Source organism: Megasphaera cerevisiae DSM 20462 (assembly GCF_001045675.1).
Taxonomy (GTDB): Bacteria; Bacillota; Negativicutes; order Veillonellales; family Megasphaeraceae; genus Megasphaera; species Megasphaera cerevisiae.
Genome location: NZ_LEKT01000006.1, coordinates 1 through 22,419, shown reverse-complemented (window position 1 = coordinate 22,419; position 22,419 = coordinate 1). Strand labels below are relative to the sequence as shown.

Annotated in this window: 19 protein-coding genes and 3 tRNA genes; 19 read left to right on the top strand and 3 right to left on the bottom strand. The window is 41.1% G+C overall.

Features of this window, described 5'->3' with window-relative positions:
* Window positions 1-4: 4 nt before the first annotated feature.
* The 5 genes from AB840_RS02885 (at window position 5) to htpX (ending at window position 4,571) form a co-directional block, all read left to right on the top strand.
* Entirely contained in the window at window positions 5-862 is an 858-nt protein-coding gene (locus AB840_RS02885; RefSeq protein ID WP_048513330.1) for a MurR/RpiR family transcriptional regulator, read from the top strand.
* A gap of 185 nt (window positions 863-1,047) precedes the next feature.
* Window positions 1,048-2,226 carry a M20 metallopeptidase family protein gene (locus AB840_RS02880; RefSeq protein WP_048513329.1) on the top strand — a complete coding sequence of 393 codons (1,179 nt, stop codon included), beginning with the start codon at window positions 1,048-1,050 and terminating at the stop codon, window positions 2,224-2,226.
* Between the two features lie 167 nt (window positions 2,227-2,393).
* The gene (locus AB840_RS02875; protein WP_048513328.1) at window positions 2,394-3,020 is read left to right on the top strand and encodes a site-2 protease family protein; all 627 of its coding nucleotides are present in this window, start codon (window positions 2,394-2,396) and stop codon (window positions 3,018-3,020) included.
* 18 nt (window positions 3,021-3,038) lie between these two features.
* Window positions 3,039-3,602: a hypothetical protein gene (locus AB840_RS02870; protein WP_053078128.1), complete on the top strand. Its 564-nt coding sequence runs from the start codon at window positions 3,039-3,041 to the stop codon at window positions 3,600-3,602.
* Between the two features lie 114 nt (window positions 3,603-3,716).
* Complete coding sequence (gene htpX, locus AB840_RS02865) at window positions 3,717-4,571, top strand: zinc metalloprotease HtpX (protein WP_048513327.1); 855 nt, start codon at window positions 3,717-3,719, stop codon at window positions 4,569-4,571.
* Window positions 4,572-4,625: 54 nt separating this feature from the next.
* Here htpX and AB840_RS02860 read toward each other — a convergent pair whose 3' ends face one another.
* Entirely contained in the window at window positions 4,626-5,882 is a 1,257-nt protein-coding gene (locus AB840_RS02860; protein WP_048513326.1) for an Nramp family divalent metal transporter, read from the bottom strand.
* Window positions 5,883-6,169: 287 nt separating this feature from the next.
* Between AB840_RS02860 and AB840_RS02855 the strand changes: the two genes are divergently transcribed.
* From AB840_RS02855 to AB840_RS02810, 10 genes are all read left to right on the top strand, one after another.
* Window positions 6,170-6,246: transfer RNA gene (locus tag AB840_RS02855), tRNA-Pro, on the top strand.
* A 9-nt stretch (window positions 6,247-6,255) separates the two neighbouring features.
* Window positions 6,256-6,329, top strand: a tRNA-Gly gene (locus tag AB840_RS02850).
* A 10-nt stretch (window positions 6,330-6,339) separates the two neighbouring features.
* Window positions 6,340-6,416: transfer RNA gene (locus AB840_RS02845), tRNA-Arg, on the top strand.
* A 367-nt stretch (window positions 6,417-6,783) separates the two neighbouring features.
* Window positions 6,784-8,526 carry an L-lactate permease gene (locus AB840_RS02840; RefSeq protein WP_048513325.1) on the top strand — a complete coding sequence of 581 codons (1,743 nt, stop codon included), beginning with the start codon at window positions 6,784-6,786 and terminating at the stop codon, window positions 8,524-8,526.
* A 234-nt stretch (window positions 8,527-8,760) separates the two neighbouring features.
* Window positions 8,761-10,293 (top strand): cobyric acid synthase, encoded by a 1,533-nt coding sequence (locus tag AB840_RS02835; protein WP_048513324.1) that lies wholly within the window; start codon window positions 8,761-8,763, stop codon window positions 10,291-10,293.
* Window positions 10,290-11,249 (top strand): adenosylcobinamide-phosphate synthase CbiB, encoded by a 960-nt coding sequence (gene cbiB, locus AB840_RS02830; RefSeq protein WP_048513323.1) that lies wholly within the window; start codon window positions 10,290-10,292, stop codon window positions 11,247-11,249. The genes AB840_RS02835 and cbiB overlap by 4 nt, the downstream gene beginning before the upstream one ends.
* Window positions 11,240-12,100 carry a GHMP family kinase ATP-binding protein gene (locus AB840_RS02825; protein ID WP_053078127.1) on the top strand — a complete coding sequence of 287 codons (861 nt, stop codon included), beginning with the start codon at window positions 11,240-11,242 and terminating at the stop codon, window positions 12,098-12,100. The genes cbiB and AB840_RS02825 overlap by 10 nt, the downstream gene beginning before the upstream one ends.
* 2 nt (window positions 12,101-12,102) lie before the next feature.
* Window positions 12,103-13,173 carry a threonine-phosphate decarboxylase CobD gene (gene cobD / locus AB840_RS02820; protein WP_048513322.1) on the top strand — a complete coding sequence of 357 codons (1,071 nt, stop codon included), beginning with the start codon at window positions 12,103-12,105 and terminating at the stop codon, window positions 13,171-13,173.
* A 443-nt stretch (window positions 13,174-13,616) separates the two neighbouring features.
* Entirely contained in the window at window positions 13,617-14,954 is a 1,338-nt protein-coding gene (gene brnQ, locus AB840_RS02815; protein ID WP_048513321.1) for a branched-chain amino acid transport system II carrier protein, read from the top strand.
* A gap of 113 nt (window positions 14,955-15,067) precedes the next feature.
* Window positions 15,068-16,459, top strand: coding sequence for an amino acid permease (locus AB840_RS02810; RefSeq protein WP_048513320.1), 1,392 nt, complete (start codon window positions 15,068-15,070; stop codon window positions 16,457-16,459).
* Window positions 16,460-16,858: 399 nt separating this feature from the next.
* Here AB840_RS02810 and AB840_RS02805 read toward each other — a convergent pair whose 3' ends face one another.
* Window positions 16,859-17,761, bottom strand: coding sequence for a fumarylacetoacetate hydrolase family protein (locus AB840_RS02805; protein WP_048513319.1), 903 nt, complete (start codon window positions 17,759-17,761; stop codon window positions 16,859-16,861).
* A gap of 148 nt (window positions 17,762-17,909) precedes the next feature.
* On the opposite strand from AB840_RS02805, the gene AB840_RS02800 reads away from it, so the two are divergent.
* The 4 genes from AB840_RS02800 (at window position 17,910) to radC (ending at window position 21,411) form a co-directional block, all read left to right on the top strand.
* Complete coding sequence (locus tag AB840_RS02800) at window positions 17,910-19,592, top strand: glutamine--tRNA ligase/YqeY domain fusion protein (protein ID WP_048513318.1); 1,683 nt, start codon at window positions 17,910-17,912, stop codon at window positions 19,590-19,592.
* 287 nt (window positions 19,593-19,879) lie between these two features.
* Window positions 19,880-20,152, top strand: coding sequence for a DUF4321 domain-containing protein (locus AB840_RS02795; RefSeq protein ID WP_048513317.1), 273 nt, complete (start codon window positions 19,880-19,882; stop codon window positions 20,150-20,152).
* A gap of 12 nt (window positions 20,153-20,164) precedes the next feature.
* Entirely contained in the window at window positions 20,165-20,725 is a 561-nt protein-coding gene (locus tag AB840_RS02790; protein WP_048513316.1) for a Maf family protein, read from the top strand.
* A complete protein-coding gene (radC, locus tag AB840_RS02785) occupies window positions 20,722-21,411 on the top strand; it encodes a RadC family protein (protein WP_048513315.1) in 690 nt (229 codons plus the stop codon). Before AB840_RS02790 ends, radC begins: the two co-directional genes overlap by 4 nt.
* A gap of 91 nt (window positions 21,412-21,502) precedes the next feature.
* Here radC and AB840_RS02780 read toward each other — a convergent pair whose 3' ends face one another.
* A complete protein-coding gene (locus AB840_RS02780) occupies window positions 21,503-22,306 on the bottom strand; it encodes a BUD32 family EKC/KEOPS complex subunit (RefSeq protein WP_234984815.1) in 804 nt (267 codons plus the stop codon).
* Window positions 22,307-22,419 lie beyond the last annotated feature (113 nt).

The window sequence follows — 22,419 nt, the reverse complement described above, 5'->3', positions numbered from 1 at the left end:
AGATATGGATACTGAATCAATTCAGAAATTTCCCATACTGCGAAGTGTATACGGCGGTCTGACAAAGTCAGAACGCCGTATTGCCGATTATATTGCGGTTCATACTGCGCAGGTTATGGAACAGACGATTTCTGAAATTGCGCAGAAGACACAGAGTTCTGAAATTACTGTATCTCGTTTTTGTAAAAAATTGGGTTTCAGTGGACTTCAGGAACTTAAATTGAATCTTACGGCTGAATTATCTGTTGCGGATACCAAGGAATATCATGATATTCATCAAGCGGATACGTGTCAGACCGTGGGCATGAAAATTTTTGAAAATATTGCCGAAGGACTTCAGGATACATTGAGTCTTCTTGATTATGACGGTATAGACAAAGCCGCAGAGGTGTTAAGAGCAGCTCGCCGTATTGCTGTTTATGGATTTGGAAATTCGGCTACCGTATGCAAGGATATTGAAACGAGATTTTTGCGCTTGGGTCTTGCTGTGCAGGCCTATGCCGATTCACATATGCAGGTCACGTCAGCGGCACTTCTTTCTCCTGAAGATGCGGTGATTGCCATTTCTCATAGCGGCGCATCACAGGAGCTTCTCCAATCAGTCCGGGCCGCTCGCCGGGAAGGGGCTCGAATCATTGCTATTACCAGTCATGGACAGTCACCGCTGGCCAGACTTTCTCATATTTGTTTGTGCGGCATGGGCCGAGAGGTAAAGTATTCATCGGAAGCCGGTGCGTCCCGCCTTATCCACATGGCGATCGGTGATATTTTATACACTCGCATTGCTATGGCGGATACGAATCAATTTAATCAAAATATGAAAAAAATGCGTGGAGAAATTCTGAAAAAACGAATTCCCTGAAAATAAGCGCGTTATGGGTGAAAATATTCCGGCACTATTTTTTTTTGCATATAAATTTGCTGAAATCTTATGATATTATAAATAGAAAATTATGATGAAATTGAAAGTTATTCTTCCCATCATTGTTAGATAGAGTATAATGTATGTAGGTTATAGAGATGTCTTTTATTAGGAGTGACTTACATATGGAAATGAAAAAATTAGTTCAAAAGTATCAGCAGTATGTTTGTGATATGCGCCGGGAATTTCATCAATATCCGGAACTTAGTTTTAAAGAAGTGAATACGACTAAACGTATTGCCGGGAAATTAGATGAATTGGGTATTTCTTATAAAATTAATGAGGAAAAAAATACGGGACTGATTGCCTTTATTCAGGGAACACATACGGGCAGGGCGGTGGCGCTTCGTGCAGATATTGATGCATTGCCGGTTGCAGAGGCCAATGATGTCTCTTTCAAATCAAAAAATGCGGGTGTTATGCATGCCTGCGGTCATGACAGCCATATTGCTATGCTTTTAGGGGCGGCTAGGATGCTTTTGGATATGAAAAATGAAATTTACGGTACTGTGTATCTTGACTTTCAGCCGGCAGAGGAAATTGGCAAGGGTGCATACTATATGATGCGGTTTGGTGAATGGTATAAGAAAATCGGTGCAATTTTTGGTGGACATATCTGGGCGGGCACCCCGGCTGGGACAATTAGCGCAAGAGAAGGCGCATCTATGGCGGCTACCGATCAATTTACCATTAAAATTCATGGCAAACAGTCTCACGGTTCACAGCCGCAGGCCGGTGTTGATGCAGTTGTTGTCGGCTCTGCTATGGTCATGAATCTGCAGACTATTGTTTCGCGGCAGCTGAATGCGATTGATACAGCTGTTTTGACTATTGGTACCTTTAAAGGCGGCGATCGTTGGAATATCGTGGGTGGTGAGGCTGTACTGGAAGGAACGACAAGATATTTCGACAAAAAAGTGGGGAAGAAGCTGGAAGATAAAATGAATCAAATTATACAGTCTACCGCACAGGCGTATGGAGCGGCTGCGGAAATGGAATATGTCCATGTTGTACCACCTACTGTCAATGATTCTGCCTGCACTCGGATTGTCAGGGAAGCCGCCGCCAAGGTTTTAGGGTCTGCTGCTGTATATGAGTATGAACGGGTCATGGGCAGTGAAGATTTTTCCTTTTATCAAGAAAAAAAGCCGGGCAGTTTTATGTTTGTAGGGACGTATAATCCGGCTGTCGATGCAGTATATCCTAATCACAGCAATCATTTTACTATTGATGAGGCTGTTTTATCCGGAGGTTCCGGCGTATATGCGCAGACCGCCATTGATTGGCTGAAAGCAAACCGTTAGATACAAGTTATTTTATTGAGTCTGCGCGGGCAGACTCAATTTTTTTATGACTGACAGGCTGAGTTACGAAAAAATTATGTAAATTGTTAATGCCTTTCAGAATGCACGTTGACTTTTGGTGGTTCCTATATTATATTCTTATCATATACATTTAATGGAGGATATATATGTTTAACTTAAATTTTCTAAATATAGTAGCCGGTATTCCGGGATTACTCATTGCCCTGGTCATTCACGAATACGCGCATGCTCTTATTGCGGACTATATGGGAGATGACACTCCCCGGCTTTCCGGCCGGCTTACATTTAACCCTATTTCACATATTGATCCTATTGGCATGCTGATGCTGCTGGTAGCACAATTTGGCTGGGCCAAACCGGTGATGGTTAATCCTAATAATTTCAGGAATTGGCGCAAGGGGGAAATTTGTGTTTCTTTGGCAGGACCGGCGGCTAATTTGATTGCGGCTTTTATTGCTCTGGTTATTCAAATTTGTTTGATGAAGCTGCATTTGTTTGGCACGACCGCTTTGCCTGAGGTTCTTAATTTGATAGTGCTGTACAATGTCAATTTTGCTATTTTTAATATGATTCCGCTGCCGCCGCTGGATGGATCGAGGGTATTAATGTGTTTCCTGCCGACTGAATGGAATTATAAATTAGCGAGCCTGGAACGATACAGTTTTCTTATTTTGATTGTTCTTATGGCGACTCCGTTTTTTACATATATTTTGATTCCGCTTCAACGATTGGTTTTTGGCTTTTTTAGTATGATATTACTGCCTTTTTTATAGGCAAAGGGGGCAAACAGTATGAAACGTACATACGGATATATATTAACAGCATTGACGGCTATAGTGATGACGCTGGAGATGGGCATGGCTGCTTTTGCTTCATTTGACTACAATAAATCTGTGGATGAAATTGCTGCCAGTCCGCTGACCGCATATAATACCGTTTATTTAGGAATGCCCAGAGCCGATTTTGGCGCTAATTTCGCATTACTGCCAGATTGGAAATTTTATGGCAGTTCAATATCCTATCAGGAAAGAGCGGAACGTTCGACTGTAAAAAATTCAATACCTGTAACAGAAGGCATTCAAATTTTCACGGCTAATCCTTCGGCATCCGGAAAAGTACTGGCTTTTGATAGTTATTTTAAAACAGCAGATAAAAAAACGGCTAAGGATATTTATACCCGTCTTATGGCAACCATTTATTCAAATATGGAAAATTTCCCTCAGCGGCAGAGCAGTTCTTCGGTTACATGGGTTCAGAATGATGTGACTATTGCTGTATCTTATACAGAGCAAAAAGATGAAGACGGACAGTACGTCGTACTTATCCGGCGGTATAATAATCATGTGTTAGGTTAAACTTATATATATGTATGTCCCGTTGACATAATCCTCGTTCTCATATATAATTATAATATAAAAGGTTAAACCTTTTGACCTTTGTATTATGACTTGAAAGTTGAGGAGAGTAACATGAATAGTATAAAAACCGTATTTTTGATGACGCTCCTTGCAGTCATCATGATGGCTATAGGTGGATCTTTTGGCGGTCGAACCGGTGTTGTGGTCATGCTCGTCATTGCGTTGGGAATGAATTTCTTCTCTTATTGGTTCAGCGATTCGATTGTCTTACGTATGTATCGCGCTCAGGAAGTGGATTCTTCCAGTCGGCTGTATCGAATTGTAGCTGATTTAGCAGAACGTGCAGAATTACCCATGCCAAAAGTATATATCATTCCCACCGAGGTACCGAATGCTTTTGCCACGGGACGGAGCCCATCGCATGCAGCTGTAGCTGCAACAGAAGGAATTTTAGACTTGTTGGATGATGATGAGATTCGTGGTGTTTTGGCACATGAAATGTCTCATATTATGCATCGGGATATTCTTATCAGCACTATTGTAGCTTGTTTTGCCAGTGTAATTTCCATGATTGCAAATATTGCCCAGTGGGCAGCTATTTTTGGACATAGCAATGATGACAATGAAGGGAGTAATCCCATTGCTCTTATTGCGACCATTATTATTGCTCCTATTGCGGCGGCCTTGATTCAGTTTGCTATTTCGCGGACACGTGAATACATGGCTGATGATGAGGGCGGACGTATGATTGATGATCCATTGGCGTTGGCCCGAGCACTTGCTAAGATTGATAATTATGCCCATCATGAAGTGATGCCTGGGGCTACGAAATCGACGGCACATATGTGTATTATTAATCCTTTCGCAGGTATTAAGGGAGGGCTGATGAATTTATTCAGCACCCACCCACCGACAGAAAAACGTATTCAGCGATTACAGGCGCTGGATCAAGAATTACATGGTTAAAAAAAAACGATCTGACCTGGATAGCAGGCCGGATCGTTTTTTTTAACACCGATATTATGTTGTTAAGGCCTGCCAGAGGAGCGCAAGGTTCAGTACCCCTACGATGACCCCAATCAGGATCAAAACGACCTTCATGGGCAGCGTATTCACAAATTTTCCCATTACACGCCTGGAGGAAGTCAGATAAACCAATAATGCGATAGTAATTGGCAGCTGCACACTAAGAAGCATTTGAGAATATACCAACCCCATAAAAGGATCACTGATGAAAGCAATTAAAATAAGCGCAATAATATATGAAATAAGAACACCGTGCCAGGAATGATAATCTTTAATATTATAATCCTCACCGAACATACCGGAAAAAATACTGCCGCTGGCAATGCCGCAAGTAGCCGTAGATGAGATGCCAGAGACCAACAGTGCGATGGCAAAAAGAATTGCGGCGCCGCTGCCCAGAAGAGGACGCAATAATTCTGTAGCTTGTGATAAGTCCGTTACTTCAACCTGGTGAGTGAAGAATACGGCGGCAGCAATGATAATCATAGAACTGTTAATGGCCCATCCAATGATCATGGAGAAAAGTGTATCTAAAAATTCAAAATTCAGTTGTCTTTTTATGACGGATTCATTTTCTAAATTCCATTGCCGGGACTGGATAATTTCCGAGTGAAGGAAAAGGTTATGCGGCATGACGACAGCACCGAGAACGCTCATGATAATAACCATTGATCCATCAGGAAAAGAAGGCGTTACCCATCCGGCCATTGCTTTTCCCCATTCGACGGGAACAATACTCAGTTCAAACAAAAAAGAAAAGCCAATAATGGAAACAAAGCCGATAATAATTTTTTCTGTTTTGTGGTATGAATTGGTGCGCAGCAAAAATGCACATAAGCCGGCGGTTATAAAAGAACCTGCTAGCAGAGGAAGCTGGAATAAAATATTTAAGGCGATGGCTCCGCCTAAAATTTCAGCTAAAGCTGTTGCAATTGAGGCCAGCATGGCAGAAGCTAGAACGGGTTTAGAAAGCCATGCGGGTAAATGTTTTGTGGCTGCTTCGGAGAGACATAAGCCGGTAACAATGCCCAGATGAGCCGCGTTGTGCTGCAAAAGAATAAGCATAATTGTTGATAAGGTCACCATCCAAAGGAGCAAATATCCAAATTCGGCTCCGGCAGCCAGATTGGATGCCCAGTTTCCCGGATCAATAAAGCCAACTGTAATTAAAATTCCCGGACCGATATAGCGAAGAAACTCGCGGGCACGACTGCTTGTGGTATGCTGTTGACTATATTCTTTAAAATCCATAAAGACACCTCGTATTCTGATATTAAAATCTTAATTTATATGGTAGCACGTATGGTTATGATACACAACAATCATTTGTAAGGAATAGGTAATTTACGTATTATTTTTATGGCGGAAAACGAATATAGAAGGAGGAGCTGATATAGTGTTGCGATGCAGCGTATGATAAGATTACTTTTGGAAATAGAAAGGACCGTTTTTATTTGCGAAATAATACACGTATATATATTATTTGTAAAAAAACATTTGACAGACACTTCTATTCACGGTATAATATTCTTTGTTGGCGGGGCATAGCGCAGTTTGGTAGCGCACCTGGCTTGGGACCAGGGGGTCGCAGGTTCGAATCCTGCTGCTCCGACCACTACGACATGCGGGTGTAGCTCAATGGTAGAGCGCCAGCCTTCCAAGCTGGTTACGTGGGTTCGATTCCCATCACCCGCTCCATTTGTTTTATGACTCAGTAGCTCAGTTGGATAGAGCAACAGCCTTCTAAGCTGTGGGTCTAGGGTTCGAATCCCTACTGGGTCACCAAGGAATTATGCGGATTCTGCACATGGTGAGAATCCGTTTTTTTAAACACTGCTGTGTAAGATACAAAAAAATAGTAAAAAATGTTTAGAATAAACAGGATGTCTGATTTGAGATATCCTGTTTTTTTGTATACTGTCCAATCCTTATAGAAGGTGCAAGGTATATTCATTATAATCGGCCTATATTATTCATTATAAATTTTAATTGACAAATTACTGTATATTTTTTAGCATATAAATGAAATGCATTCTATCGCCTGATATTTTTTTTTAATACGTGCGGATAGTGCAAAATGCTTTACGAATGGAACGATATGTGTGCTGGAATATTTTCATCTCAGATAACTTTATATTAGGAGGTGTGTGTTATGTATACTCAGGTATTTGATCCAATGGGGAGTTTGACATTATCTGCATTCATTGCGTTTATTCCTATTGTTTTTTTCTTCGTAGTACTGGTTGTACTCAAAGTAAAGGGATATTGGGCAGGATTGATGACCGCGGTACTGGCCATTATTCTGGCAGTACTGGTGTATCATATGCCGGTTGATTTAGCTGTTGTATCAGCAATTCATGGATTTGTGTACGGATTTTTCCCTATCGGCTGGATTGTTCTTGCGGCTACGTTTTTGTATAATTTGACGGTAGAAACCGGGCAATTTGAAGTGATAAAAAAATCGATTTCTTCTATTACAGATGACCGCAGGCTTCAAGTATTGCTGATTTGTTTTTGTTTTGGTGCTTTTCTTGAAGGCGCTGCCGGTTTTGGGACGCCGGTGGCTATTACCGCAGCGATGCTGGTTGGTCTGGGCTTTCGGGCTCGGTATGCGGCTTGTCTTGCTTTATTGGCCAATACGGCGCCTGTTGCTTTTGGCGGACTGGGGATTCCCGTATTGGTGGCGGCACAGGTTACAGGGTTGGATGGGAATACGATTGCTAAGATGCTGGCTTGGGTATTGCCATTGATTGGAATTATTATTCCATTTTATATTGTTATTGTTATGTCAGGCATTAAAGGTGTTTTTGAGATACTTCCGGCTATTTGCATTTGTTCTGCCTCCTTTGCTATTGTATTAGGTGTTACGTGCTATTATTTAGGACCGGTGCTGCCGGATATTACAGCATCCATTGCCTGCTTGGTCTGCATGACTTTATTTTTAAAAGTCTGGAAACCGGCACACATTTTCCGCTTTGACAATGATGTGCCTATTGAGGAGCATAAAGAAAAGTTAAAAACAAAGGATGTTATCCGTGCTTGGAGTCCTTTTATTATCTTAATTATCATGATTGCTGATTGGGGTATAAAAAGTGTATTGGCTTTGTTAAATACTGTGTCTGTGGCATTTCCGGTCCCGATTATTCATAATGCGGTTATCAGTGGAACGACACATCAAGCCATACCGATGCTGTTTAATTTTAATTGGTTATCGGCAGCAGGAACTGCGATTCTATTGTCCGCAATTATTTCCTGCTTTGTGTTACGCGTATCACGAAACACGGCATGGACGGTTTTTTTAAATTCCTGCAAGCAATTGAAATGGACTTTTGTAGTTATTGGTTCCGTGTTAGGATATGCATATGTAGGCAATAATTCTGGTATGATCACAACTATGGGATACTTTGTAGCAACGAGTGGGGCATTGTTCCCTCTGTTTGCATCTATTATCGGTTGGATAGGTACCTTTGTAACGGGCTCGGATACGTCCGCTAATGCTTTGTTTGGGAAATTACAGACCACCGCATTTGAAGCGATTGGTTCATCAGGCTTATTGGGATTAGGAGCTAACCTGGCTGGTGGCGGACTGGGGAAAATGATTTCACCACAATCAATTGCCATTGCGGCTGCGGTTACTAATATTGTTGGACAGGAGGGAGAACTGTATAAGTTTTCGATGAAGCATTCGATTATTTTGCTAAGCATTGTCAGTGTTTATGTATATATGATTTCAGGGCCGCTTTATTTCCTGATTCCGAGTATCAGTAATACAGGGACGGCGACGCAGGTGAATTCGTCTGCATTATACAGTACCGGTGCGGTATTTTTGATTGGGACAGCTATTATATGCATCATTTTTTCGATTATATTTAAGCCGGTGAAACAGGCAAACTGATCTATGGCATTGTCATTGGGTGAATTTGACAACATTTGTAGATAAAGGACAGCTCATATTTAAGCTTTTCTGTTAAGCGTGGAGAAGTTTATATAAGGGCTGTTTTTTTCGAAGTAAATCTGTGTATACGTTGTTATGATAGGATGAGACGTTTTTTATTTGACGAAATAAAGAAGATATGCTTATAATGAATAATAAATTAAATGTATACACGCGAAAGGGAGAGGGTACTGCGTGGCAAAATATATTATGCTGCAGGGGACGAGTTCTCATGTGGGAAAAAGCATTATTGCAACGGCTTTATGTCGTATTTTTTTTCAGGAGAGGCGGCGGGTTGTACCGTTTAAGGCACAGAATATGGCGCTCAATTCATATGTTACAAAAGACGGTAAAGAAATGGGCAGGGCTCAGGTTGCCCAGGCAGAAGCAGCAGGAATGGATCCTCAGGCTGATATGAACCCGGTTTTATTAAAGCCGACAGGAGATTGCTGTTCTCAAGTCATCATTGATGGCCGGTCGGTAGGAAATATGTCGGCCAAAGACTATCATAAAGGATATTCTTTGACCGCGTTTTCAGCAGCGAAAAGTGCGTTAGCCCGCTTGGATAAAGAGTTTGAGGTTATTGTTATTGAGGGAGCGGGCAGTCCGGCAGAAATTAATTTAAAAGAGCATGATATTGTAAATATGCGGGTTGCTAAATATGCCAAGTCTCCGGTATTGCTTATTGCTGATATTGATCGTGGTGGATCGCTGGCCGCATTGGTAGGGACGCTGGACCTTTTGGATGAAACAGAACGGGCGCTGGTCAAGGGATTGGTTATTAATAAATTTCGTGGTGATGAGACTCTTTTGGCACCGGCTGTCCGTTTTTTGGAACAAAAGACGGGAAAACCTGTTTTAGGTATTATTCCGTTTATCGATCATTTGGGAATTGATGATGAAGATTCGGTATCATTGGAAGAAAAAAAAGGTGATGTGCGGAGTGCCGCATTAAAGTTGGCGGTAATTCAGGTTCCCAAAATTTCTAATTTTACTGATTTTGATAGTCTGGCTCAGGAACCTGATGTGTCTCTTTATTATGTAAATCAGATCGATGAATTGGGACAACCAGATTTAATTTTGCTGCCAGGCAGTAAAAATACGATGGAAGATATGATTTGGTTAAATAAAAGTGGCTTGGGAAAGGCTATTGCAGAGCATGTTACCATGGGACGTCCCGTAGTGGGAATTTGCGGCGGTTATCAGATGCTGGGTGGAGAAATATGCGATCCGGACCATACAGAGTCTTCTTTAAGCCGTGTTAATGGATTGGGTTTGTTGAGCCTTACCACGACTTTTGCAAAAGAAAAAATGACTTCTCAGGTCATGGCAATTTGTACCGAACTCCCCTTTTTAGGTCAGATTATTACAGATAATACATTACAGGGTTATGAAATTCATATGGGGCATACTGTTTGCAACAATGCAGAAGAGCGTCATCCGATTGCCGTTACAAAACACGTTGGCAATATCTGCCGCGACATCAGTAGTACGGCGCGTGCCGATGGATTGGTATGGGGAACCTATATTCATGGGATTTTTGATAACAACAATTTTCGTCGCGCTATTTTGAATTGCCTGCGGTTAAAAAAGGGAATGGAACCGCGCTCTCTATCCCGTGATTTTTCTGCAGAGAAACAGAAAAACTATGATCGTTTGGCTGATGTAGTGCGGACTCACTTGGATATGAAGGCATTGCGGCAGATTATGGAACGAGGAATTGTATGATTACACCATTACTGGCATTTTTATTGGATATGCTGATAGGAGATCCGCATGTTTCATTTCATCCAGTGGCTCTGATAGGAAAGCTCATAGCTCGATTGGAAGTTTTTTTTTATAGTCCAGAAGCATCGAAGGGCATTCAATTTACGTTGGGGGCTATTCTTGTTATGGTGGTTTTGGTTCTAACCTATGACCTTATTTGTGTTGCTTTAGTTGGCCTGGGTTATCTTCAGAATTCATATTTATCCTGGTTCGTGCAGGCTTTGATATTATCATTGATGATATGTCCGCGCAGTTTGGCTCAAGCCGGCTGGGAAATTTATAAATGTTTGCGGCAACATCAGGTGGAAACTGCTCGCAGCAAGGTGGGACAAATTGTGGGCCGCGATACGGAACAACTTAACGAAGCAGAAATTACACGGGCAACTGTAGAAACCATTGCAGAAAACACAGTAGATGGCATTTTATCTCCGCTTTTCTTTTTTGCGATAGGCGGACTCCCGCTGGCAGTTGTTTATCGAGCGGTGAATACGTTGGATTCAATGATTGCATATAAAAATGATCGATATATCTATTTTGGGCGCTTTGCAGCCCGTGTTGACGATATATTTAATTATATTCCCGCCCGTATGGGGGCTCTCCTTTTTATTGCAGCCGCCTTTTTGCTGCAGTATGATTGGCGTCTGGCATGGCACACTATGCGCCGTGATGCCGTAAAGCATCCCAGCCCAAACGGCGGCTATGCTGAAGCAACTGCCGCCGGGGCATTGGGAATCCGGCTGGGTGGATATAATTCCTATTTTGGACGCAAAACCTTTCGAGCATATATGGGAGAGGCTTTTTTTTCATTAGTACCGTATCATATTATGCAGTGTATTTACCTTATGTATACCGTAACTGTTTTGGCCGTTATTTTGACAGCTTTTTACCGTCTTGGAGTGGTTGGATTATGGAACTGATCGTTCGCGTACCAGGATCATGCGGCGAATTGGTACAGGGATATATGCAGGGAATGCCGTTTCTCATTACTTGTCCTGTTGATTTGTATGCTGCTGCTGTGGTCAATGATAAATTGAGGGGATTTTTTAATGTCGGCAGTAAAGCCCGTCGTGTGCTGCAGCGGACACTATCATATATAGGAGAAACGGAATTTCCTTTTGGACTGACTATACAATCAGAGCTTCCACAGGGAAAAGGTATGGCCTCCAGCAGTGCAGATGCGGCGGCTGTTATTATTGCGACGGCCGCCGTTTTTGGAAAATGTCTCAGTGAGGATGAAATTGGCAGACTGGCTGCGCTGGAGGACCCGACGGATGGGGTGTTTTGTCAGGGTATTGTTTCTATTAATTATCATACGGGACAGATTCTTCGTGCATATGGCCCGCCGCCGCCTTTGAAAATTGCTGTTTTTGACACCGGAGGCTATGTTGATACTGTCGCTTTTCATGCTGCTAAAGATCGATTGGCACCGCGGCAGGACCGTCGCATTGATGCGGCGCTGCGATTGCTGGATAAAACGTATACTGCAGAAGCAGTCGGATATGCTGCGACGTGGAGCGCCCAGGCCAATCAATGTATTCTTTTTAAAGATGGATTAAAATCGTTGATTCAGAAGCTTCCTGAATGGGGCGGACTTGGAGTAAATGTGGCGCACAGCGGGACCGTACTGGGCGTCTTATTTCCGGGAGATATGGATACAGCGCGTATAGAAGATCGCGTACGGTTAATAAATGCCAATATATTGCCGATTCAGTATATGAGAACAGTTTCTTTGATAAGCGGTGGCTGGACGGTAGAATATAGGAGATAGTGATGCAACAAAAATTTGAACATGGCGGGAATATTTATATACCGCTGTCAGGAAAAAGAGGGTGGATAGATTTTAGTGCTAATATAAACCCACTTGGTTTGTCTTCCTGTGTGCGCGATACGATTATCAGCCATATATCGTGTATTGTACATTATCCAGATCCACAAGGCCGGGATTTGAAGGAAGCACTTGCTCTTTATTACGCCGTTCCTTATCATGATATTATCTTGGGAAACGGCGCAACAGAGTTATTGTATGTCTTTTTTCATTGTTTTCGGCCCGGTCGTGTTTTGATTCCCAGTCCTTCTTTCAGCGAATATGAAAGAGCTGCCAGAGCAGCTGGAGCTCGTGTAGATTTTTTATATTTGCAGGCTGCCGCCGCATTTGCGGTTCCCTGGGATGAATTAGCTGCGGCTTGTGGCCGTACAGATTGCATTATCCTCGGTAATCCGAACAATCCAACTGGCCGGCTGCTGCCAGCCGCTGAAATAGAGCGATTAGTTCGTGTGGCCGCGTCTCAGAAAACAATTATTCTTGTTGATGAGTCTTTTCTGGATTTTCAATGTGACGCAGACGCATATTCTATCAAGAAATTGGCGGGAAAATATCCTAATTTAGTTGTTCTTTCTTCACTGACTAAGTTTTATGCATTGCCTGGTCTGCGATTGGGGTTTGCTGTTGCGTCAACAGAAAATGTGCAGATGATGGAAAAGCATAAAGATGTCTGGAATGTAAATGTACTTGCACAATATGCAGGGGTGGCCGCGTTGGCAGATAGGACGTATCAAGAACATACGTGTCTGTTTATTGCTGCTGAAAAAAAGTGGCTGTATAATGCGTTTAGAACGTTGCATGGAGTGCAGATATTTCCATCATCAGCAAATTTTTTACTGATGAATATAGAAAAATCCGGATATACTTCGAATGATATTGAGGGAATGCTTCGGTGTGAAGGGATTCTGATTCGGACATGCGCTAATTATCCAGGATTAAATTCATATTATATGCGAGTTGCGGTACGGCTGCATCAGGAAAATGAATTACTTATAGCGGCATTAAAAAAGATACTGTAATAGTAATAGTTGACAGGGAGGACCGGAGCGTAATAACCTAGTCAGCTATGCTGCATTCAACAATATAGTGAGCGCCAGAAACATTGTGCTATATGATGAATAGACGGATACCTATATTTGTGTCAAGAGAAGATTCGCTTCGTTAGATATAAAATAATATACGTAAAAAAAACAGAAGGAAGTAAGGCAACAAAGGGTACTGTAACAAAAATAAGGAAATTATCTTCATTTTTTTGTTACAGTACCTTTTATATTGTTCTTAATTTCACAGATTTATTAAAAGTAAATTAAACCATTATTAGAATAAAATTAAATCTAAGTACATATAATGATTTTTAATACTTTTTATGATACAATAAAGTCATAAATTAAATTATTTAATTTATGAAGCGTATATTCATTATTATTTTTTGGAAAGAATCAAAACGATGGGAGGAAATGATATGGAGGAGAAAAAAGGTAATAGGACGATTGCGATTGGATTAATGTTGTTTGCACTGTTCTTTGGGGCAGGGAATCTGATTTTTCCGGCTTCCATGGGACAAAACGCAGGAGAAAATGTATGGTGGGCTGTATTTGGCTTTATTTTCACAGGTGTAGGACTTCCTTTGGCCGGGGTTTTAGCTATCGGGTATTCCGGCTGTAAAAATCTACAGGAGTTGGCAAGCCGCGTTCATCCTAAATTTGGCTTATTTTTTACAGTTGTGTCATATTTGACTATTGGACCCTGTTTTGCTACACCCCGAACAGGCAGCGTTTCCTATGAAATTGCTGTACATCCTTTTTTGGGAGATGGTGATAATACGATGATCATGGTAGGCTTTATGATTGTATTTTTTGTCATTTCGTATTGGTTATCTGCAAGCCCTCAAAAATTGGTGGATAGAATCGGTAAAATTTTGACACCAACATTGCTGATTGTTATTTTAGTACTGATTGTCAAATCATTTATTACACCGCTTGGCGTGCCACAGGCTCCCACGGCGGCTTATGCAACTGCATCTTTGGCTGCGGTGCAGGGATTTTTGGATGGATATGGTACAATGGATGCGATTGCATCGCTTGTATTTGCCATTTTAGTTATTGAATTTGTTGTTGAAGATGGTGCCACTACGCCGAAAGAGATTACAAACGAAGTTTTTAAAGCCGGGATTATTGCCGTAGGCTGTTTGGCTTTTGTGTATGTTTTTATTGCCAAAATCGGCGCGGACAGTGTCATGGCTTTTGGTATTCAGAGTACCGGCGCTCCCGTTCTTTCAAAAAGCGCTATGATCCTGTTTGGTAATGTAGGTGCTATTATATTGGCGATTATTGTATTGTTGGCCTGCTTGTCCACCAGTATCGGGCTGATTACCTCTTGTGCTTCTTATTTTCATGGTCTTGTGGGCGGCGTAGGCTATAAAGCTTGGGTTGCTATATTCTCCGTGTTTTCATTTGGTGTAGCTATGTTTGGATTAAAGACGATTATTGTTGCGGCTATTCCGGTATTGATGTTTATTTATCCCATTGTTGTTGTCCTTGTCATTTTGACATTTTTGCATAAGGTGTTTGACGGGCGGCAGTGCGTATATGCCTGGACGATTGGACTTACAATGATTACGGCGCTGGTAAACGGGACGCAGACTGCCAAAATTTCGCTCGGCGGCATTGATACCTTTTTCAATACGATGGTACCGCTCCATCCGTTAGGAATGGGTTGGATATGTTTTGCTCTGGCCGGATTTATTATCGGAATGATTTGGAAATCTGTTGTAACATCTTCTTCTGGCGCTGACGCATAGCAACGTTAAAAGCGTATGAGAATGTTCCCTGGAGTATTCTCATACGTATTATTTTGAGCATAAAGAAGAGCTATAATATTTTTTTAGGAGGCTTTTAAAAGGAGATGAGCCATATGAGTATTTTGCGTCGTAAATCTTTTGACGATTTGATGCGGCATACACAGGAAAAGAAACTGACAAAAGCCTTGGGGGCCTTTGATATCACACTTATGGGGTTGGGCATTATTATCGGCACAGGGATCTTTGTTTTGACGGGTATCGGAGCTGCTAAATATGCAGGTCCCGGACTTATGCTTTCGTTTGTTCTAGCTGCTGTAACATGTACGTTTGTTTGTTTGGCCTATTCTGAACTGGCGTCGTTTTTACCTGTATCCGGCAGTTCTTATACGTATGCCTACGCTTCGCTGGGGGAGATTTTTGGCTGGTGGGTGGGCTGGAGTCTTATTCTGGAATATTCTGTCGGTGCTAGTGCTGTCGCAGGCGGCTGGTCTGCTTATTTTGTTGGAATTCTGCATGCTTGTGGTATTGATTTGCCTAAGGCACTGACTTCCGTGCCAGCCGAAGGCGGAATTGTAAATTTACCGGCTGTTATTATCGTATTGCTGGCTACTGCGTTGTTAGTGATTGGTGTACGTGAAAGTGCCCGTATTAATAATATTTTGGTATATATTAAAATCGGGACCATTTTTATCTTTTTATTTCTGGCAGCGCCGCATATTGATCCCATTAACTGGACTCCTTTTTTACCGTATGGATATCATGGTGTTGCTGCTGGGACAGCTGTTTTGTTTTTTGCCTATCTGGGATTTGATGCGTTGTCAACGGCGGCAGAGGAAACAAAAAATCCTAAACGGGACATGCCTATTGGCATTATTTCGGCATTATTTATCTGTACCGTTTTGTATATTGCTGTCTGTGCTGTCATGACCGGTGTAGTACCGTATACTATGTTGAATACGGCGGCGCCGGCAGCTTATGTGCTTGAATATATTGGTCTTCATTTGGGATCGGCTCTGGTCGGTACCGGGGCACTTTGCGGATTATCGACGGTTGTACTGGGAATGCTTTTTGCACAAAGTCGGGCGCTATATTCTATGAGCCGTGATGGACTGATTCCTATGGGGTTTTACAAGGTGCATCCTAAATTTCATACACCGTATATCATTCAGATTTTGGTGGGTTGCCTTGTGGCTTGCATTACCGGTTTTACACCAATACAAATTGTTGCTGAAACCTGCAGCGCCGGAACCATTTTTGCCTTTTTATGTTCTTGTGTTGGTATTTTGGTATTGCGGCGCATGTATCCGGATAAACCGCGGGGATTCAGATGCCCTGCCGTTCATATTATCGCACCCTTAGGTTTTATTTTCTGTGCTTTTGTATTTTTTCAGCTTTCGTGGCATACACTGGCATTATTTTCAGGCTGGTCTATTTTAGGTTTATTTATCTATCTGGCATATGGAAATAAACATAGCATTATGAATAATGATAATAATGTGTCGTGATAGAATGGCTTTGGCAACATAATGAATGTATGATTATATAGGGGAGATATGCAGTATCCCTGACGGGAGGCTGCATATTTTATGCGTATCTGGTTTTAGCCAATATCTATTCGTCTTATCTGAGAATATTCCTTGTGATTAGCTTTGTCAGTCATATGTTTAGTTTAATATGGAAACATTTAAAAATCATGACAGGGAGTATACTCGTTGAGAGTATTGAATGTGTTGGAGTACCGATACCTAAAAAGCAGCTATCAGTTTTTTCTTAATTTTAGTATAGTATAAACAGGAATGGAAATATATCGCGTTAATTATAGGAAAAAATAAAAAACTGCAGCACCGGTTGACAAAATGTCTGATGGGACTGCAGTCATAGGTTATAACATGGTAAGGACGCTACTATTTTACAATGTTTTTTAGTGTACCAATATCAGAAATTGTGATTTCTATAGTGTCCCCCTTATGGAGGTACCGAGGAGGATTAAAGCCAACGCCAACTCCAGACGGTGTGCCGGTGGCAATAATATCACCTGGCAATAGTGTTGTTCCTTGAGAAAGACATTGGATCAATTGCGGAATAGTAAAAATAAATTCACCTGTCGATGCGTCTTGGCGTACTTCATTGTTGACTTTAGTAGTTACATCGAAGGTGTCGGGAGAAGCATCCCGCATCAAAAGGTACGGTCCCATGGGGCAAAAGGTATCAAGACTTTTGCCATGAAACCATTGCCCATGGTTTCGTTGCAGGTCACGAGCGGTGACGTCGTTGAGAATTGTAAAGCCATATACATAATCCATTGCTTCACTGATAGGAATGTCGGAACCTTCTTTGCCGATTATAACTGCCAGTTCTCCTTCATAATCCAGTTCGCTGGTTACATGAGTGTGAGAATTGATAGCATCTTCAGGACCGATGACAGCTGTAGTGGCCTTGGTGAAAATAAGCGGATATTTTGGGAGGTCTGGTTTCTGTGTTTTGTCAAATTCAGCAATATGTTCGGCATAATTTTTACCGATACAGAACACATTTCTTTCAACTTGTGGAATCGGAGCCATAATACGAATGGTGTTGAGCGGTTTTGCCGCAACGGCAGCTGTTTTTTCATTTTGCTCCAGTGCGTCTGATAAGGCTAAAAGCCCATCATTGCCTTGTCGAATAAAGTCCAACAGTGTTTCTGGAAGTGGTGTGAAAAAAGCTTCTTCTAACGCAATCGCACTGTATACACCTGTTTCATCTTCCGTAAGGACGCCCCACTGGGCAAGGCCCACATCTTCAAAAGTAAGTAGTTTTTTTATCAGCATTGTATCGTCTCCTTTTTATATATTGTGTTTATTATAGCATATTAAAAAGGCGGGATAGAAGAAATATCAGTAAAATCACAGGGATTGCTAGTGTATAGCGCTGTTTTATGCTAAAATAAAATATCATATACAAAGGGGAGAGTCTTTGATGGATAACGAAATCACGAAAAATTTTATTGAAAATATCATCGATGAAGACAATGAATCAAATACATACGAAAAAAGAGTACATACCCGGTTTCCGCCAGAACCTAATGGATACCTGCATATTGGTCATGCAAAATCTATTTGTCTCAATTTTGGTATTGCCCAAAAATATGGGGGACTGACCAATCTCAGATTTGATGATACCAATCCTTCAAAAGAAAATGTGGAATATGTTAATTCTATTAAGGAAGATGTACAATGGTTGGGATTTACATGGGATGACCGGCTATTTTACACATCGGATTATTTTGATAAGATTTATACCTATGCCATAAAATTGATTTGTTTGGGGAAAGCATATGTTGATGATTTAACAAGCGATGAAATCCGTGAATACCGCGGTAATTTCAGCAAACCTGGCAAAGAAAGCCCCTGCCGGAACCGCAGTGTCGAAGAGAATCTAAAATTGTTTGAGGAAATGAAAGATGGTAAGTATGCAGATGGTGAAAAGGTTCTGCGTGCCAAAATTGATATGGCAAGTCCGAATATTAATATGCGTGATCCCGTGATTTATCGGATTGTGCACGCTCCCCATCATCGGACAGGGACAAAATGGTGCATTTATCCTATGTATGATTTTGCACATCCTGTTTCTGATGCGATAGAACGGATTACGCATTCTATTTGCACTCTTGAATTTGAAGATCACAGACCGCTGTATAATTGGTGCCTTGAAAACTGGGAGGATGCAGACGGTCAGATTCCACGGCAGATTGAATTTGCCCGCCTGAATGTAACTAATATGGTCATGAGTAAACGGAAACTGCGAGTACTTGTCGAAAAAGGTATTGTCAGTGGCTGGGATGATCCGCGAATGCCTACTATTGCAGGTATTCGGCGCCGCGGCTATACTCCTGAAGCAATTCGTGATTTTTGTGATCGTATTGGAGTGGCGAAGGCAGATAGCACTGTCGATATTTCTTTATTAGAATACTGTATTCGTGAAGATTTAAAAATGAAGGCACCGCGTATTATGACTGTTATTGACCCCATCAAAGTTGTTATTATGAATTATCCAGTTGGACAGACCGAAACAATGACAGCAGAAAATAATCAGGAAAACGAAGCTATGGGTACTCGGGAGATGACGTTCAGCAGGACAATTTATATTGAACGAAATGATTTTATGGAAATACCTGTAAAAAAATTTTTCCGTCTCTCTCCAGGCAAGGAAGTACGCTTAAAATATGCATATATTATTAAGTGTGAAGAGGTAATTAAAGATGCGGATGGCGTGATTGTTGAATTGCACTGCACCTATGATCCGGAAAGCAAAAGCGGCAGCGGCATTAACGCGAACCGTAAAGTCAAGGGAACGCTGCATTGGGTAAACGCGGCAGATGCGGTGGATGTTGAAACTCGTATATATGATTATCTTCTTAAATCCAATGGGGAAGAAGAAACCGACAACGGCGATTTTCTGGCACAGATTAATCCGCATAGCTTGGATGTATATCATAGCAAGGCAGAAGCTTATATTTTGCAGTATCATCCTGGGGATAAGTTTCAATTTCTGCGACAAGGCTACTTTGTTCTGGATGCAGATACATCCGCAACTCATATGGTAGTTAATCGTATTGTTGGTCTTCGTGATACATGGGCTAAAATGCAGAAAAACAAATAGATTGCTAGTGCTGTCTTTTAACAGAAGAGTAAGGCTTTGTAATCTGATGAATACATCGGAGGGCTGTGGAAATAGGTGATCAATCTTTTCTGCAGCCTTGTTTTATGTGATACCGATGGCCTGAGGGCACTTTTATTAAAATTAGATTAAAATTTAACCGTGCGGTTTAGATATTCTTAAAATTAGATGAAAAAATCTGTTCCTATAGGTTTTATGGTTGCGGCTATTTTATGAAAACGGTATAATGAATTTTGTAGATAGTATAGTAAGAGGAGGCATTTTTATTTATGAGAACCGTAGGGACTCATGGAGTCTTACTGTTTATATTGTTTTTAGTTGTGGGAGGCTTATTAGGCGGTATATTGGGAGATATATTGTCAGGTGTAAGTTTTGGCAATCTGCTGCCTGTATTTTCACAGCACTATGAAATTTTTAATATTCAAAACGTAGATTTAAATCTATATATAATGGAAATAAAATTTGGCATTCGGTTTGCCCCCAATCTTTTAAGTATTATTGGCATTTTAATAGCATTATTTGTTTTTCGTCATATTGGATAGGAGGTTTTATATTTGCTGATTTTAGCTTCCGGCTCACCACGTCGGCGGGAACTGCTGACACAGATTGGCATTGCGTATATGGTGAATCCGAGTTCTTATAAGGAAGATTCTCCTAAAAAGAAAGATCCTGTAAAATTTGTCCAGGCTCAAGCTGTTGGTAAAGCTTGTGATGTGGCTTCAATATATCCTGGGCAGTGGATATTGGGTGCAGATACGATTGTAGCTGTAGATGGTGCTATACTTGGCAAACCTCGTAATACGAAAGAGGCCTCCGTAATGCTTCATACCTTGTCTGATCGTAAACATGTTGTGTATACTGGTGTTGCACTGGTGCGAGATGGGGAAATTCATTCCAGAGTCGTCGAAACAAAGGTGTGGTTCCGACATTTGACGGATTCAGAAATCGCTCAGTATGTCGCCAGCGGAGAACCTTTGGATAAAGCCGGTGCTTACGGCATACAAGGCCGTGCAGCTGCTTTTGTTGATAAAATAAATGGTTCCTATACTAATGTAGTGGGCCTGCCCTTGTCACAGGTGTGCAAAATGCTGCGCAAAGCAAAGGTGGATGTATGAGTATAGATATCCACAGACTGGCTATGTGTGAAAAACCTAGAGAAAAATTTCTTTGTCATGGCCCTCAGTCCGTTACTGACCAAGATTTATTGGCTATTTTGCTGCGGACAGGAATCAAAGGACACTCGGTGTTGGACATATCCAGAAGTATGATTCGATCTCTTCCTGGAGAAAATATTTACTATCTTAGTGAATCCTCTGTTAATGATCTTTGCTGTATTCATGGTGTGGGAAGGGATAAAGCCGTAACTGTTTGTGCGGCTATTGAGCTGGGGCGGCGCATTGCACGACAGCGTGTCAAACAGCGAGCACCTGATTTTAGTACGCCGGAAGCCATTGCTGAATATGTTATGGAGGATATGCGCTTTTTACCGCAGGAGCGATTTGCTGCGGTATACTTATCAACTAAAAATCAGCTGATTACGTATCAAACATTGACGATTGGCACTTTGAATGCCAGTTTGGCTAAGGCACGGGATGTGTTTCGTTTTGCGATTCGGTATAATGCAGCGGCTATTGTATTGATTCATAATCATCCCAGCGGGAATCCAGAGCCCAGCAAAGATGATATTTTGGTGACACAGAATATTGCTGAAGCAGGAAGAGTAATGGACATTCCTGTTTTAGATCATATTATTATTGGTGACGGCACCTTTGTCAGTTTATGTGAGCGAGGTTATTTATAATAAAAGATTTCTTTAATTTATACATGTGGTGAACAGTAGGCAGATCCCTTCAAGATCTGCCTACTGTTTTATTTAGCAAAATAAGATAAAATCAAATTTTTTCTATATAATTTCTTGTCCAGTTAACCGCAGTCACATTTATCCATCCAAAAGATGCCAGTTCTCTGCATAACTGAAATAAAATTGCATGATGCCGGACAAATTGTTTGACATTCATTATTTGTTCAGCACTTCCTTTTACGGAAAGGTAGGCGGTGACTGCAATATCAATTAACTGTGTAGTACTCCATTCTTCGCGAAAGCAGCTATGAATAAAAAGGAAAATATCTAAAGCTTTCATGTCCACTGAAAAAAAATGCCTTTCATTTTCCCAATCCAGCAAAGTAATTGTATTTGTTTCCCTTTTATATGCAATATCGTGCAAGGCTGGCCTGCCATGATGAAGACCTGTCGAATGCAGTAAGGCCAGCGCTTCCCCTGCTTTAGCAAATGCATTATTGCGAATGAAGGTATATTCCGGTTCCTTAGCAATATGTTGAAGCGTCTTTCCCGCAGCATCCATGATAAAATAATCATCACTCATGAAAATAATATGCGGAGCCAGCGGAAAATATTGATTTACCATCATTATTTTATAAGCTTCACACCAAAAGGAGGCGGCTGTATTTTGTTTGATCAGTGCATTACGGCCATTAGAAATTTTTCTCTTAATATAGTAAGCTTTTTCGTCATATTCTATGGGAATAATACGCTGATTAGGACAGGCATTTATTTTTTTTTCTGCTAATATTTGAAGGACTGTATCAATCAAGAATGACACCTCTTTTAAAAGTGTAAAAAAACAGTAAAATCTAATTATAAAATATGTTATAACAAAAAAAACTAGAAAAATCAATATATATAATTTTTAATATATATATACTATTATTATCATTAAATATCAAATGATAAGCAGCATTACTTTTTTTACTTGTGAGAGAACGAATATTTTGAGATATTATATTTAAA